Genomic DNA, 15,776 nt, shown 5'->3' with positions numbered 1-15,776 from the left:
TCACCTCCCTTAGCGACAATATATGCCGCGTAGAGGTCGTCGGTTACTGGGCTTATTCAGATTATAAAGTGACCCAACCAAATTTAATGGCGTTAATAACCGCTTGGGTCCGATCATCCACGTCCATCTTTTGCAGAATACTACTAACATGATTCTTAACCGTCTTCTCACTAATGAACAAATGCTCGCCGATCATCTTATTACTACGACCTTCTGCCATCAGACGAAGCACTTCAGCTTCACGACGCGTCAGCGGATTATTATCCCCTGCCACGAATTTGACGCCAGCTTCACCCCGGTTCACATTCGCCTCCGCAATGGCACCCGTCTCACTCAAATACTCCATACGACGGAGTTGCTGAATTAACTTACCCGTTACTTTCGGATGGATGAAGCCATTGCCCTCTGCAACTGTACGGATCGCATTAATTAGCGATTCGGCCTCCATATCCTTCAATAGGTAACCCGTTGCACCTTTACGTAACGTCTCAAAAACATAACTTTCATCATCATGAATCGATAGAATAATAACCTTGATCTCAGGGAGCGTCTCACGTAGTTGAGCCGTTGCGTCAACCCCATTCAGGATTGGCATATTAATGTCCATCAGGACGATCTCTGGTAGGTATAACTGGCAGCCTTCCATTACCTGAGAGCCATCAGAGCACTCCCCCACTACTTCAATATCTTCTTCCATATTCAAAATTCGTTTAAGTCCTTCACGAAACAGTTGGTGATCGTCAGCTAAGAGAACTTTAATTGTTCGTCTATTACCTAACACAAGATTATCCATCCGATTACTCCTCTCTCTTATCTGTATTTGTTGGGATGTGGATGATGATTTTGGTACCCATATTCGCTGTTGATTCGATTTCCATTCTACCGTCCAGCAGCTCCACTCTTTCCCGCATTCCGATCAATCCAAAGTGGGAATGTTCCTTCGTCTTCTGCTCAAGTTGGTCCACTTTGAAACCAAGACCATTATCTTGGACCATGATCTTCACCATTTTTGTCTGATAAGTGATCTCTACACCAACAAAGGTTGGGCAAGCATGTTTGGCAGCATTGTTAAGTGCTTCTTGTATTAGCCGAAACACTGCCGCCTCCATTGGAGAGGAAAATCTAAATTCTTTGCCCCGTGTTTCGAAGGTAGCTCTAATTTTCGTCTTCTCTTCAAAATCATGCACGTATTTGCGCAGTGTTGGAATAAGTCCCAAATCGTCTAACGCCATAGGCCGCAAATTAAAAATAACTTTTCTCATTTCCTCTAGGCTTGAGCGGACCTGACTCTTCAAATCTATTATTTCGTCTTGCACTAGCTTAAATTCCTGCTTTATAAGCATTCTTTCTACAATTTCCGTCCTAAGCACTAGATTTGCAAGCAATTGGGCAGGACCATCGTGAATCTCCCTCGAAATCCGCTTACGTTCTTCTTCCTGTGCCAGGATAATTTTCAGACCGATGAGTTGCCGGTTTTTGGCCGATTCTAAAATACGTGTGACCTGTCCAAGCTCACCAGATAAGTATTCTAGCACAACTCCCATTTGCGTACCGATCGTCTCGGCTCGTTCGACAGACTTGTCGACATTTCGTGCTCTCTTCTGCAGATCATCACGACGCGCCTTTAAGTACATTTCCTTCTCACGATAAATAAGCAGGTCGAGCTGCAACTGGGTCGCTTTCTCATAGGCCTGCTTGATATCCTCTTCCTTATACCGCACGAAATCCCGGCTGACTTCTGTCAGCCGGATGCGGGAACGCCGATAATTCACTTCGAGTTGATCCACCTTCTCTACAGTCTCCGCAGTTTCCTTCATAACCTGCTGAAGCTCAGTATTGAGTGATTTCAACTCATTACGTGCTGTTTCCAGAATTTCGAGTATTTGCAGTTTGCTGTTCTCCATTACTCCAACAGCATTCTTTATGACACGATCTATTGCATCTGCTTGAAAATCCACTTAGCACACTTCTCCATTCCCTTAAATCGTCAGATATCTTAATTTATCATATCACGATTTAAGGGTGATAGATTTGGTTATCTTTTCCCATTTTACATCAATTCCTAATTGCTCTGATACTAGACGTAACGGGACTAAAGTCCTGCCATTCACAATGATAGGTGCAACGGAAGCTTGTTTCTTAGCTCCATTCAGTAGATAATCTTTCTTTCCTACCGTCAGTTCAAGCACAACATTACCTCGTGTCACCATAATCTTCTTGGCAGTATTATCCCAGCTTGCTGCTCCACCAAAAGCATCTAGTACATATTTAATTGGAACATAGGTTGCATCACCCTTTAGTAAAGGGGCTACTTCCAAACTCACTTTTTTTCCGTCTACCGTCATCGATTTTTGACCAATTATCATCACCGCTGTAGCACTCGGTAAGCCAGTATCTCCCTCTGTAGATGGAGCCTTGAATTTAATATTGTCAAAAGAAACACTGCCCGTCAAAGCCCGCTCATCCTGACCATCCTCCAGATTCACGAGGTACAAACGTTTCAGCTTAGCCGGTTGTTTGAGTCCTGCTGCAGTTAGATCAACGTTAATGGTCTTCCAATTCGAGAAATCAGCCATACGAGTCAAGTCCACATACACGCTCTTACCATCTGCATCTGCAAATTCTGCTCTGATCCAATTCAAGCTAGCGTCACCCAGGACGTCGATCGACATCGAAGTAGCTCCATCTGGAATTGCTTTACCTGTAGTTCCATTTATCTGAGCATATGCAAATCGATTACCTGTTCCATTCGTGAAGTCATAGTCCAATTTCAACACTTTACTGTTCGCACGGTCTCCAGTACCTTGAACAACCGCTGCTGCTCCTCTTGTCTCGGCCGGTAAGCCTGTGAACGAGATTGGGTAAGATACATTTTCAAAGTTCTCCCAAATTTGTTCCGCTGATGCTGAGAGCACAATTGGCGTTCCGGTAAATCCATCATATTTTGGAGTAGCGTATGCCACTTTGGCACCCTTGTTCACAGATTGAACTGTCAATACACCGTCTACTACACTTGCCTTCATACCAGTAAATTCCCATTTCAGTGATTCAGCAGGTACATCGAGTTTATTTCCATTCTTCAGCTCTGCTACCACCGGTACGGAAACTGTTGTGCCCGCCTCAAGCGCAGCAAACGTCGTGCCTGAAGTAAGACTCGCAAGGTCAGAACCGCCGAGTACGGTTACCTTCGTGCTACTCTTAGCATCGCCACTGATTGCTGTAATTTGCGAGGTTCCCGCTTTAATAGCTTTGAAACTATCACCAGTCCACTTCACATTATCATTATCTGATTTCCAGGTAGGCGTGATTCCAGAAGTATCCATTGGGTTATAGTAATTATCGTAACCTTTTAAGGAGTAAGTTGCTGTTTGTCCAATGAGAAGTGAAGATGTACCACTAACAATAAGTCCCTTCAATGTACCTTGTGGCGCAATGGAGAACACGCCCAACCCATTAACCACCGCACGTTGTCCTGCGGATCCATTAGAGGTCGTAAAGGTCAATCCAGCATAATTCTCTGCTAATGGACGAGTTACCATCGTTGTCGAACCGCCACCGTCAAGATTCAAACCTTTCCATACACCGATGCTAGTCATGAAATTCTGTAGTTCAGCGAGTGTGAGCCCACTGCTGTTACTGTTCTTCTCAGCAGTAATAATATAAGCCTTCTTGCCATCTTGTGAGTAACCTACGGCCGTTCTAGCCACCGGACTACTACCACTGATCGACGTTGTTGAACGTGTGAAGGCTGAAGGCTTTCCTTGATCGACAAGTAAAGTATGACCACCGATCATGACTTGTAGATTCGTTGGGTCCACTTCTTCCCCACTAGTTAAAGAACGAAGCCGATAGGAAGCATCCACTCTTTGTCCAATGTTCATATGTGAAGCGATGAAATCTGCTGCTTGTCCATGAGCACGAAGAATATATCCATCCGAAGGGATAGGATCTAGAATAGGTGCTTTGAGGGAAATCTGCTGAATGACGCCCCCCTGCACTAACACCTCAGTAGGTGTTGTAGCGCTAGCCGCTGGACGATCTAGTGCTTTCCACGCACTCGTGTAAATAAACATGTTATTCACATGGCTATAAGCTTTATCTGGCTCTGTGGTATAGGATTCCTGGTTAATTCCCGTGAGTGGGAACGTCGAACCATCCTCCGTGATCACCGTACCATTAAATTCAAAACGATCAATAAGTGGAGTACCATCCGTCTTCACCGCAAAAGAGTACATCCCCAGAAGCTTGGCTGGGCTCGTCACGACCGTTCCTTGCGAAACCGCTGGACCCATCGCTACGCCCATTCCACTCGTCGCAAAGAAGTCGCCGTTAACCCCTGCGACCGCTCCGGTCTCCTTGGCCATTCCCTCAACCGATTGTCTAGTCGTTACTTGCCCGCCCTTACCCGTCATTACATTCAATTGAACATAGGGATTGGTTAAATCTACTTCGATCACATCCGTAAGTACGGTTACACTTTTGCCTGAACGCGTTGTCGTATATTTATACTTTACAAGTTTTGCACCTGACGTAATGATATCTTCACTCGTCTTAACCGTTTGGTTCGACGCTGCCTGAGCAATAGAGGAATTCCCGCCAAACCATTCAAGACTAATCACAGGTTGAATCCATATCAGACCAGCCAAACCTACTAGAGCTAATTTTTTCCCCTGACTAACCACGATCCGGGCCAATTTCGTTTCTTTGCTAACTACCATAGTAATTTATAACTCTCCCATCTTCATGCTGAAATTGTATCTTCTCTCTCTATCCCTAAAATCTATCACCTAATTAATAGACTACAAAAATCCGGAAAAGTTACGAAAAAAGGCTAAATTTTATGAAATCTATCCCTTCGCTACCACTATTATTTGCATATTAAAAGATAGAGTCATCTTCCGTCCAGCTATCTTCCATCTATCAATTAGTCGCTCTGATGCTCCCAATAGTTGCAGATAGTGTATCTAAATTTATCCAATTGGCACTACGCTTAGCTTTAATTGCACAAAGTGCAACTAAATCAACAAATACACTCCTCAGCTAACTTTAGTTGCACAATATACAACTAATTACTGGAAAACTCTCGTATTTCTCTGCTCCACCTACTTTTAACTGTACTTAGTACAACTATTTCCCCCTAGCGCGCCTCATTAAGCTAAATAAGTGTATTTTCTACAACTATTCGACAGTGTGACGACCCTCGCCCAGAGGATTAACATAAGTCTGGTCCATCTGGAAATATCTTGATATAATCATAGATATATCAGTGACGAAGAACGTCCTACCATCTATATGATGAGTGGGGCGTTTTTGCGTTTTTTATGTGACTAAGGGGGAAGTAAATTGAAGAATTTTGAAGCGGAGCATCAGCTATTTCTTCAGCAGCATTTAAATCGACGTTCTGGTGAGAGGAAGGGGAGGCTTGAGCGTGGACACAGCCATGGAGAAATCCTGTTTCTAAAAAAAGTGTGGTGGCCTGTCTATGACAATTTTGATGGATTGCATCCTGAATATGAAATTGTAGATTGGCGTGGTCGATCCTATTTTGGCGATTTTGCCTACTTAAAGGGACCCTTGAAATTTATAATTGAAATTAAAGGTTATGGTCCCCATGTGCGTGATATGGACCGCAAAAAATATTGCGACGAGTTAAATCGCGAATTGTTTCTACAGTGTGTTGGTTATCGCGTGATCTCTTTCGCTTACGATGATGTATCTGAGCGACCTGAGTTATGTAGAAGCTTACTGCAAATGCTATTCAATCGCTATGTCGCCCAAGACCAACCAACACAATGTTCGACAATAATTGAGAATGAAGTTATTCGTCTAGCATTAGCACAGGCACTGCCACTTACCCCCAAGAAAGTAGCCAATCATTTCGACATTAACTACCGAACCGCTGTTAGGTTACTGCATTCACTGTGTACGAAAGGTTGGCTGTCTCCAATAACCTCCGGTGCTGGGGAACGTATTCATAGATATGAGTTACAACGAGGAGCATGGAGCTCAATTGAATAGATCGATGAAGCTTGAACTCTGCATCACAAAAACTCCCAATACCGTTTATCCGGTACTGGGAGTCTCTTTTTCCACTTACAATTAATCCAATTTGTCTAATACACGTTTCAGCATAACTACAGCTTGAGCGCGTGTTGCATTACCTTGTGGTTGGAAGGTATTCGAGGTCATCCCTTGAATAATTCCCTCTCTTACTGCTTTAGCAACTGTTTCTTTGGATTGTATTTTCGAAGCATCCTTAAATTTTGATAGTGTCTGTGTTGTCGTTCCGTTATTTGAAACACTATACCCGGTGTACTCCATCGCTCGTACCATCATGAGGGCCATTTGCTCGCGGGTGATGTAACTGTTTGGCTTGAACGTTCCATCGGTGTAACCAGTAATAATACCAGCCTTCGCTGCAGCGCCGATATATTCCCCAACCGCCCCCGTGGATACATCCGGGAAGCGACGTGACATGTCGCCAGAGAGTCCCAATCCTTTTGCGATAAATACTGCGAATTCCGCACGGGTAATATTCTTGTCAGGTTCGAACTTATCGTATGAACCTGAACGCGGCTCCACAATCAGTTTACCTGCTAGCTCAGAAATAGCTTCTTTTGCCCAATGTTTAGTTGTATCACTGAAAAAGCTATATCCAACAGCTGGACCTATGATAGAGTTCCCATTAACCTTACCGCTAAATATCATAGATGCTGAGCTACCAATTACACTCGAAGGCATAAAAGAAAGTTTACTTGTAGCTACATTATACTTAAACAGTGCCACTTGATTGGTCGATGGCAAGCTACCTGATACGCGGAAATAAAGCTGTCCAATATGTGAAACTTCCCCCGCATCCATATTAGGTCCATTGTTTGCCGTAACATACAATTGAACTGGATCAACCAAAGGGGTCGTCGTAACAGCATTATTGGAGGTTGTCACCGCTAGTTGAGCCCTCGATATCGCTTCCAGCTGAACCGTCAGATTAGCCGCGCTCATCGTGGACGATCCTAAGACACGTGAAATTTCCGTATAGGGAATTTTATCAATAGGGAGCTCGTACATATAATCCTTATATTTAACAGCAAATGAGCCAGTCTTCCCACTACTATATACTTCCAGTAATGCACTCAGTGGGATGTCAACTTGAGCTGCCTTTTCTGTAGACGGGACCTCAAACACGAGCATTTTACTCACGTTATTATTCGTTACATATTTCATTCCAGCCAGTACCTTTGTACTATCAAGGCTATATTTCTTAATGCTCTCTCCATTGCGCGATAGGCTCTGTAGCGCCTGTGCTACACTGATATTCAGCAAATAACCACTTTTTCCAAAATCACTAGCAGACATCTGTGTAACATAATTAGGTTGTTCAATACCGCCTGGTGTCGATGTCGTCGTTCCCTTATCCGTCACATTCTGAACCGGCATATTGGTGTACGCTTTGAGAATAGTACCCTGATTATCATACAACGGTGTAGAACCTGTCATATAAGATAACGACACGACTTGATTAGCTGTAACTGCCGAACTCAACTTTAATGTGACTGTATCCCCACTTACTGTCGCAGTTTGTACGCCTCGATTAACTTTATCGACTGACACATCGAACTGGTTAACCGGTAAGAAGGACGTTGGCTTCAAAGTATTATTATATACGACTGTTATAATATCGCCTTTCACTGTTGCGTAACGTATTCCTTCCATCAACAAGCTATAAGTGATCGGTTGCAAATCGATATACCCTGCCAAATTTCCATTCAAGTCTGCAATCCCACCGTAACCAGACACATACGATAACGTTACAACTTGATCCTTAGTAAAAGATGACGCGAGTGTAAGCACCACGCGATTGGACACAACCTCTATATTCGTCACATAAACAGCCGTATTATTCACCAATACCGAAAATTGACTCTTCATCGGAATGTTTGTCGTTTTCAGTGCCTCGTTATAGGTAAGAGTTATTTTATTGCCGCTACCCTCGATCTCTGTTAATTCTGGAGGCTTGGTGTCGTAGGTATTACGAACAAAATAATCACTAAAGGCCGATATATTCTGTCCCCGAGAATCCTGAAGTGGGTAAGATCCTGGAGAGTAGGACACTTTTACAATCTCTCCATTGGATACCGAACTAGACAAATATAATGTAATCGTACGGCCACTCTGATAGATACTATTAATTCCTTTGGAATATCCGTCAGCTGTTACGCTAAACTGATCATAGGCATATCTACTGGATAAGCTCTTCAAGCTTTCACTAAAGGTTAAAGTCAACGTACTTCCAGAGACAGAACCTTCAACAGGCTTCGGCAACACCGAATCAACACCGTTCGTCACTTCTCTGTTTGAAAAAGATGCCGCAGGATTCTTAGACAAATCCTGTACTGGTCTTACACTATTACCACTGTAACTGATTCGAATAACCTGACCAACAGCCACGCCCGTATCTAAAGTAACGTAGACACTCTCACCCGAGACATAAGCACTGCTGATTCTTCTCGTCTCTCCGTTGACTGTCACTGCGAAGCTGGAAGTCAACAAATTGATCGTCGAATCAAGCGTTTTATTATACTGCAGGCGAATCACCGAATTACTATACATCGTTGAACTCTGAATGACTGGTGCTGTCTTATCCGAAACTAGTGTCTGGAAGGTCCAGCTTGATGCTCCATCTAATCCTCTAAATAACTCACCTGTGCTCTGATCCTTAATAGCTCCACTTGCGATATCAACATAATATGTCGTTCCCTCCTGCAGATTGGCAGATGGGATAATGATCAACTGCTTACCTGAAGTGCTGACTCTAGCAGTAATAGGAGTGGTTGTACCTTGCTTCATAAGTTTAATTCCTGTAGCACCCGAAGGATCCGTTAAGGAAATATCTCGATTAAATGTAGCTACTACATTCGTTGTAATAGCGTTATTCAAACTCCGATCCAGCGGAGATAAAGAGTTCCATGTCAGTGCCGTCGATGTCGTCGTTCCCGTCGAGAAGGACAAATCAACTTTTGGTGAAGGATTATTATCACTATCTTTAAAAACTCCTGCTAAAGCAGAGAGTGAATATCTCTGATTATAGGATAGAGTAGGAAGAGTAATCGTTATTTTGTTCGTGCCCCCACCCTTTACTTCTGAGGAAGTGACATTAAACTCCTTAACCGAAGTACCTGATGAATCTGTTAATCTCAGACTGAGATTTCCACTATCCGGATATACCGGGCGACTGAAATTCAATTGAACGGTCCCTGTGTTCGAGATACCTGTAGCTCCATTAGCTGGTAGCGTAGGTGTTGAAGTAGCCCATGTCACTGGATTCCCTTTAACATTGAAATACCATTCTTGTGCACTACTGATCCCTTCAAAGGGATGATCATCTAAATCCTTGAATGCACCTCTGTCAATCAGAACATAATATCGTTCACCACGACTTAGACCGCTAATGGGCCATGAGACTTCATTGTCCATATCTCCTTCTATCTTAGCGTCTTGGGGAGATAGTTTGATAAAATTTTGGTTATCTGACGCTCGATTTACATAAATAAATCCTATACCTTTATTAATTGTCTTATCAAAGGTTATCTTTAACTCCTTCGCCTCATCAGTTATAATCTCTCCTCTACCTGGAGCTACATTACTAATTACAGGCGCTGTGCTACCTTGGGCCGAGATTGTTTTAAATGTCATTCTTAAATTATCCGATTGAATCGAAGTTGCATTCGCATCAACAAATGTTCCAGCAGTACCTTTCACGTAATACATAGTTCCATTTGTTAAAACCCCTGTAGGTAATGAAATATCATATCGACTCATTACATAAGGTTGAGGTGTAATAGGTTGTGTCACTACTGTTGTTTCACCTGTATTATCTACTTTTGTAACCTCTATTGTTCCCGTCCCCATTTTCACATCTCGATCAAACTTCAATTGAATTTGATTGGTCTCGATTGGAACCCCCTTGGCTCCATCGGCTGGCGACATCGTTATTACAATCGGGCTCCCCCCAGCTACTGGGTCAGCTGCCGACACAATGGCTCCCAGCAACATATTCACTACCAGCACGAATATAATTCCCATCGAAATCTTCTTTCTCATTACTTCCGTTCCCCTTTCAGTTCAATAAGCTATGTAAAAAAATACGTCACTCTATCATTAAACACACCTATATATATTAACGGTTAGAATCGCTTACAAGTTTAGAAGGGGATGTATTTTGTCTATTATAAGATGTTTTACTTGAAGCGAGTATCCTTATGGCATACAAAAAAACGGATATCCTCACGCACTTGGCGGAAGGTATCCGTTTTAATGTACAACACTATTTTATAATCCAGCTTGCGCCTTCAATACTTCAGCCTTATCCACTTGCTCCCAAGGAAGCTCAATGTCTGTTCTACCAAAGTGACCATAAGCAGCCGTCTGACGATAGATCGGACGACGAAGGTCCAACATGCGGATAATACCTGCTGGACGCAGGTCGAAGTTCTTACGAACCAATTCCACAAGCTTCTCTTCAGCAATTTTACCTGTACCGTACGTATCAACGTTAATCGATACTGGGGTAGCTACGCCAATTGCATAGGCCAACTGAATTTCAACTTTATCAGCCAAGCCTGCAGCGACAAGATTCTTCGCAACGTAACGTGCAGCATAAGCAGCCGAACGGTCGACCTTCGTTGGATCCTTACCGGAGAATGCACCTCCGCCATGACGCGCATAACCACCATATGTATCTACGATGATCTTACGTCCTGTTAAGCCTGCATCACCTTGTGGCCCACCGATGACGAAACGACCCGTTGGATTAATATAATATTTCGTCTCTCCGTCCAGTAATTCCGCTGGAACAACAGGAAGGATAACATGCTCTTTAATATCTTGTTGGATTTGTTCCAACGTGATTTCTTCGGCATGCTGCGTGGACACAACGATCGTATCAACACGTGTAGGCTTACCATCGATATATTCAATCGTTACCTGCGTTTTGCCATCTGGACGAAGATAGTCCAATGTACCGTCCTTACGCACTTCAGATAGACGACGTGCAATACGGTGAGAAAGAGCAATAGGTAACGGCATGAGTTCAGGAGTCTCATTCGTTGCAAATCCGAACATCAAACCTTGGTCACCTGCACCGATATTTGCTGTTTCTTTATCCATTTGAGCCGGATCCCGGTTCTCTAGCGCTGCATTTACACCTTGAGCAATATCTGCTGACTGCTCATTCAATGATGACAACACCGCACAAGTGTCGGAATCGAAGCCATATTTAGCACGTGTATAACCAATCTCTTTAACCGTTTTTCGCACGATGGCAGGAATATCTACATATTCTGATTTCGTACTAATCTCACCGATTACGAGAACAAGCCCTGTAGCCACAGCAACTTCACAAGCTACACGAGCATTAGGATCATTCTCCAGGAATGCGTCAAGAACCGCATCGGAGATTTGGTCGCAAATTTTATCCGGGTGTCCCTCGGTTACGGACTCGGAAGTAAATAAGTGTCTTCCTTGTATAGACATTTTAAAAAATCAACCTCCCCATATGGATAGTATGGCAACAGCCTAAATATCCAATACTATAAATACCCCACCAGATAACAAGAAGCAATGAGGATGCATGTCCAGTGTGGTTGTCCCCTATCAAAAAATGAACCTTTTCCATAGCGGAAAAGGTTGAATTGACAATCCTCAAAAGTCATATTAACTTATTTGCCAACCCGTGTCAAAATAATCAAGGTATTTTTATATAAAAATTTGATTAAAAAAGTCCTTCTTGGGCCTTCGCAACCAATCGTTTCGTAATCTCTCCACCAACCGAGCCGTTCTCGCGGGAAGTTAGATGTCCCCAGCTTCCGCCATAACCGCTGCCAGTTCCCATTGCTCCGAGTTCACCAGCAAACTCTGTGTCGGCAGATCCAAGACCCGCGCCGCCACCTACTGCTAGTCCAAACTCTGCAGCGATTTCATATTTCCATTGTTGTAGTACATGACGACTTTCCGGGATGATTTTACTATTGCTTCTTGCCATGAACGATACACCTCCTGATGATAGTTGCTTCAGGAATAGTATGTGTCCTTTTCATGTACCTACCCGTATTAATGATTGTTACTTTTGGTAAAATAATATCGCTATTGCATATAATGCTTAATCCATTACTTAATTTGATATCCACCCCGTACGATGACAGTCAGGTTATGAGTATCGCCTTCCTTCACCTGTATTCCTCGACCCTCTCTCGGGAAAAGAAGCAGGTGGTTGTTGACAACCGCATTGCCGCCTATAATGTCTTTGCCATCCGTCAAATCAGATATACCATTCTTATCTTCACTATATACAACTGCCTTACCTGCACGAACAATAAACTCAGTACCTGCAGAAGCGATCAAGATCTGTCCTGGTTTAACATCCACAATCTTCATATCTTCCGTAGCAGAGGAATCACTACCGCCAGTAGAAGGCGTTGGTGGTGCTGTAGGTGTTGTTGTGCTTCCACCGCCACCCTTCAGCGCTTGCTGAATTTGTTGATCCACGTAGCTCTTCGTAACAACCGGATCATCAGCGGTACCTGGTTGGTTAGTTACTCCAGCACCTTCAGCCTTCAAATTTAGTAGCGAGCCTGTCCATAGACCTCCGCCGATCAATACCACAGCCGCAGCCACTTTCCACGTTCTCTTCATGATGTTCCTCCTTAAGGTTTGGTTAGGTTTACTTTAGGCGATTAATTCTATCAATTCTCTTTCTATCAATGATAGAGGTTTTGATAGAGATGAACAAGCAAAAATCCCTTAGCGAGGGATTTTTGCTTGTTTCGTATATTACTCTTTATCATAATTCGACGATAAATAATAGAAACCTTGACTCCCGAGTTTCACCTTCTGACCTTGGAACAAATCGTATATGTTCAATTGGAAGGTACCCCCTTGTCTCTTATCAAAAACGATATCATCAAAACTGAAACTTGCGCTTGCACTTTTAGATAATTTTAGATCCGTTTCCGGTATAAATTCCTTCTCAAATGTGCGATTACTTGAATCGACTACTTCAAACAAATATTTATGTCCAAATTCCCCGATTGCATATTCCATATTTCGATTTTGGCTGTAATCAAATGTTAGGCTAACTGATGTCGATCCACTTAGAGTGGCTCTCACATCCCTCACTGTTAAGGAATACGGGAATAGATCTAAATCAGCCAGATTACCTCTTACATTCGGTGTTGAGATGTTTAATTCTAGTGCGGCAGCATTTACATAACCGGTTGGTACCCCTTTAATTGGAGTCATTTTATTATCAGTGATACCCTCACCCACAACCAATTTCATATCTGTGGTAGATACCTTTTTCGGAATTTTAGCCCAGAGTGCTACTACGCTCTTCTCTTCTGGACCAGCCGAAGTGTCGATTTGGCTAACAGTTGCTTTGTATGTCTGTCCTCCAGAAGCCTTAAAGGAACCTGTAATTTGCGAGAGGTCGATCTGATGATCTTCCATGTTCTTCTCTTCAAGTTCTGCATAGATTAAATCTGATGAAGTTCCCGTATAAACGAAGGAGCGTAGGACTTTAAGTTCTTGCTTACGTCCTGAAGTATCTATCTCATAACTTGAACCACTAGTAATTGTTGTAAGTTCAGGCAGCGCGCCTGCATGGCTAAACTGCATCCACTCCGAGCTTCCTTCTCCAACTTTCTCAAGCAGCGAAATTTGTAATTGGCTGAAGTCGATATTGCTAGGTACCTTGGATATGATATATACATCCGTTGATGAATTTGCACCTAGTAATCCAACACTTTGCGAAGTAATCAATTTTGTATCTGCTGTTAATTTCGCCGAATCAATCTTAATTTGTCCAAGCAGCTCAGGCAACAAAATTGTTTTTGATCCCGTATTACTGATTGTAATTTTAGCCGCTACTTGATCACCGTCACTCCAAGGTAATCTTTGTAAGGAGGAGAGTTCAAATCCAACAATTCCTTTACCCGTCTGTACGTATTGCTTCTGTCCAATCATGTTCTGCACTGGCTGTGACTCTGGAAGTGTAAATATAGCTACCGGATATTTGAAATTATCCTTACTGTCTGAAGCAGAAGGGAGATTCATGAACAATTGTGAATTATCTGCTTTGACGTTAGCTGGTATGGTTACAGCTAGTGAAAACACCTTTTCTTCAAGCGGCTGCAGAACTACATTCTCTATTGCACTCGATGAAATTGGTAAGCGATAACCATCTGATGTTTGTAACTCAAATTGATACTTCGGTAATGTAACCGTTGTACCACTAGTATTACGTAATAGCACCCGAACTGATAGATCATGTTCATCGAAGCTTTGATTCATCGTCATTCCACTTACACTTGCTGTGATCTTTCCACTACCCAGAGAAATAGACTTCTCTTCATTAGCTTCTGTTGCCAAAGATTTATCAGCTGCACCTGGTAATTGCATTGTAGCTACTGGAAGACTCATCTTAGCCGTCTCATCATCTTGCACCCATTGCAATTCCATATTAGTCAGCTTAATACTCTTGGGTATCGCTGTCATTAAGTTCAACGTCTTATTATCTTGTGGTTGAATCTTGTATTCTGTACTAGTCGAATCGGCAGACATCGGGTAACTTGCCCCATTAGAAGTCTTAATCACAAACTTAACTTTGGGATCTTCAAAGATTCGGTATCCTATATTTTGTAGATTTAATCCTACACTGACATAATTATAATCGCCTGATGTGTATGCAGCGACTTGTTTCACCATCGCCTTTACAGGAACATCAGAAATCCGAATTGTCTTCGATTGATCAGCTGGTGTGGAGGTCAAATAATTAGCCGGCACCTTAAATTGGCCTTTCAGTGCTTCATAGCCTGGTTGGCTGAAATCCCATTTAACAACTTGAAATACCAAGTTGCTGATTTTCATATCCTTCCCTACTTTAGCTACATAAGTAAGCGTTGTGGATGATCCAGCAGATAATTTCTTCTTATCCTTATCCTTCGACATCAGAGATGTACTATAACTCGTCCCACTCGCGGTTTTCACTTTAGACCAGTAATCAAGTAAATCTAGAGGCTTATTATCACCATTCTTAATGGTTAATGTATACGTAAGTATACTTTCTTCATCTTGGGTTAGAATATTAACATCCGTTAAGCTTACTGTGCTCTTCGCTGTTATTTTAACAGCAGACAAATTTGCTAAGGTATGTACTACAGGTTTCTTAGTAGTCTCTTTTGCTGTTGGTTTTGTAGTCGTTGTTTTATTAGTCGCGCTTGCCGCCATTGCTTCTGGAGCACTAGCAAGCAACAATGAAATACTCAGTGCGGCAGCTGTTACTGGAATCTTCCTCAACTTATTTCCTCCCATACAGAAATGTTCTTATAAATATAAACGTTACTGAATGGAAAATGTTTCGTGTGGTGAAGATATTGTAATCAAAATAATAAATTAATCGATTAGGATTTTGTATTGAATTTAAACTACCTCTAACTCTTCACTGACCCCTTATTGGATTTTCTAGTAATTCAACATTCATTTCCTCACTGAAATAAAAATAGCCCATATTCCACGACAGGAATTTGGGTTGATGTTCTTCTTATCTTTAAGATTAATATGCTTATAATTATTTAAAATATGTATTAATGATTGATACTTATGGAAAAGATAAATTATGACAATAATAAATTAAAGATTGCCATAACTGCTCTCCATCTAATAGCATTAGTGTCTACGATTAACGATATAAATTAAAAGCAGCAGATTAGAAATTCCTTTCT

9 protein-coding genes are annotated in these 15,776 nt (G+C 42.3%); 1 reads left to right on the top strand and 8 read right to left on the bottom strand.

What is annotated here, in order from left to right:
- Positions 1–61 precede the first annotated feature (61 nt).
- From IEW05_RS18840 to IEW05_RS18830, 3 genes are read right to left on the bottom strand one after another with little or no spacing between them, the layout of a single operon-like run.
- Positions 62–793, bottom strand: coding sequence for a response regulator transcription factor (locus IEW05_RS18840; RefSeq protein ID WP_188541382.1), 732 nt, complete (start codon positions 791–793; stop codon positions 62–64).
- 4 nt (positions 794–797) lie between these two features.
- The gene (locus tag IEW05_RS18835; protein ID WP_188541381.1) at positions 798–1,958 is read right to left on the bottom strand and encodes a sensor histidine kinase; all 1,161 of its coding nucleotides are present in this window, start codon (positions 1,956–1,958) and stop codon (positions 798–800) included.
- Positions 1,959–2,009: 51 nt separating this feature from the next.
- Complete coding sequence (locus tag IEW05_RS18830) at positions 2,010–4,718, bottom strand: stalk domain-containing protein (RefSeq protein WP_188541380.1); 2,709 nt, start codon at positions 4,716–4,718, stop codon at positions 2,010–2,012.
- 625 nt (positions 4,719–5,343) lie between these two features.
- Here IEW05_RS18830 and IEW05_RS18825 point away from each other — a divergent pair.
- A complete protein-coding gene (locus IEW05_RS18825; protein ID WP_188541379.1) occupies positions 5,344–6,018 on the top strand; it encodes a hypothetical protein in 675 nt (224 codons plus the stop codon).
- An 81-nt stretch (positions 6,019–6,099) separates the two neighbouring features.
- On the opposite strand, the gene IEW05_RS18820 is transcribed toward IEW05_RS18825, so the two are convergent.
- The 5 genes from IEW05_RS18820 to IEW05_RS18800 form a co-directional block, all read right to left on the bottom strand.
- Complete coding sequence (locus IEW05_RS18820) at positions 6,100–10,101, bottom strand: Ig-like domain-containing protein (RefSeq protein WP_188541378.1); 4,002 nt, start codon at positions 10,099–10,101, stop codon at positions 6,100–6,102.
- Positions 10,102–10,329: 228 nt separating this feature from the next.
- Positions 10,330–11,532 carry a methionine adenosyltransferase gene (gene metK, locus IEW05_RS18815; RefSeq protein ID WP_188541377.1) on the bottom strand — a complete coding sequence of 401 codons (1,203 nt, stop codon included), beginning with the start codon at positions 11,530–11,532 and terminating at the stop codon, positions 10,330–10,332.
- A 238-nt stretch (positions 11,533–11,770) separates the two neighbouring features.
- Positions 11,771–12,040, bottom strand: coding sequence for an alpha/beta-type small acid-soluble spore protein (locus IEW05_RS18810; RefSeq protein WP_188541376.1), 270 nt, complete (start codon positions 12,038–12,040; stop codon positions 11,771–11,773).
- Positions 12,041–12,165: 125 nt separating this feature from the next.
- Entirely contained in the window at positions 12,166–12,690 is a 525-nt protein-coding gene (locus tag IEW05_RS18805) for a hypothetical protein (protein ID WP_188541375.1), read from the bottom strand.
- Positions 12,691–12,828: 138 nt separating this feature from the next.
- Positions 12,829–15,351, bottom strand: coding sequence for a DUF4832 domain-containing protein (locus IEW05_RS18800; protein ID WP_229753522.1), 2,523 nt, complete (start codon positions 15,349–15,351; stop codon positions 12,829–12,831).
- Positions 15,352–15,776 lie beyond the last annotated feature (425 nt).

Source organism: Paenibacillus segetis (genome assembly GCF_014639155.1).
GTDB lineage: Bacteria > Bacillota > Bacilli > Paenibacillales > Paenibacillaceae > Fontibacillus > Fontibacillus segetis.
This window is presented reverse-complemented; position numbering and strand designations above follow the sequence as displayed.

Excerpts from the sequence above, each read along its gene's own strand:
- IEW05_RS18840 (WP_188541382.1), bottom strand. The coding sequence starts at position 793 with ATGGATAATCTTGTGTTAGGTAATAGACGAACAATTAAAGTTCTCTTA.
- IEW05_RS18830 (WP_188541380.1), bottom strand. The coding sequence starts at position 4,718 with ATGGTAGTTAGCAAAGAAACGAAATTGGCCCGGATCGTGGTTAGTCAG.
- IEW05_RS18820 (WP_188541378.1), bottom strand. The coding sequence starts at position 10,101 with ATGAGAAAGAAGATTTCGATGGGAATTATATTCGTGCTGGTAGTGAAT.
- metK (WP_188541377.1), bottom strand. The coding sequence starts at position 11,532 with ATGTCTATACAAGGAAGACACTTATTTACTTCCGAGTCCGTAACCGAG.
- IEW05_RS18810 (WP_188541376.1), bottom strand. The coding sequence starts at position 12,040 with ATGGCAAGAAGCAATAGTAAAATCATCCCGGAAAGTCGTCATGTACTA.
- IEW05_RS18805 (WP_188541375.1), bottom strand. The coding sequence starts at position 12,690 with ATGAAGAGAACGTGGAAAGTGGCTGCGGCTGTGGTATTGATCGGCGGA.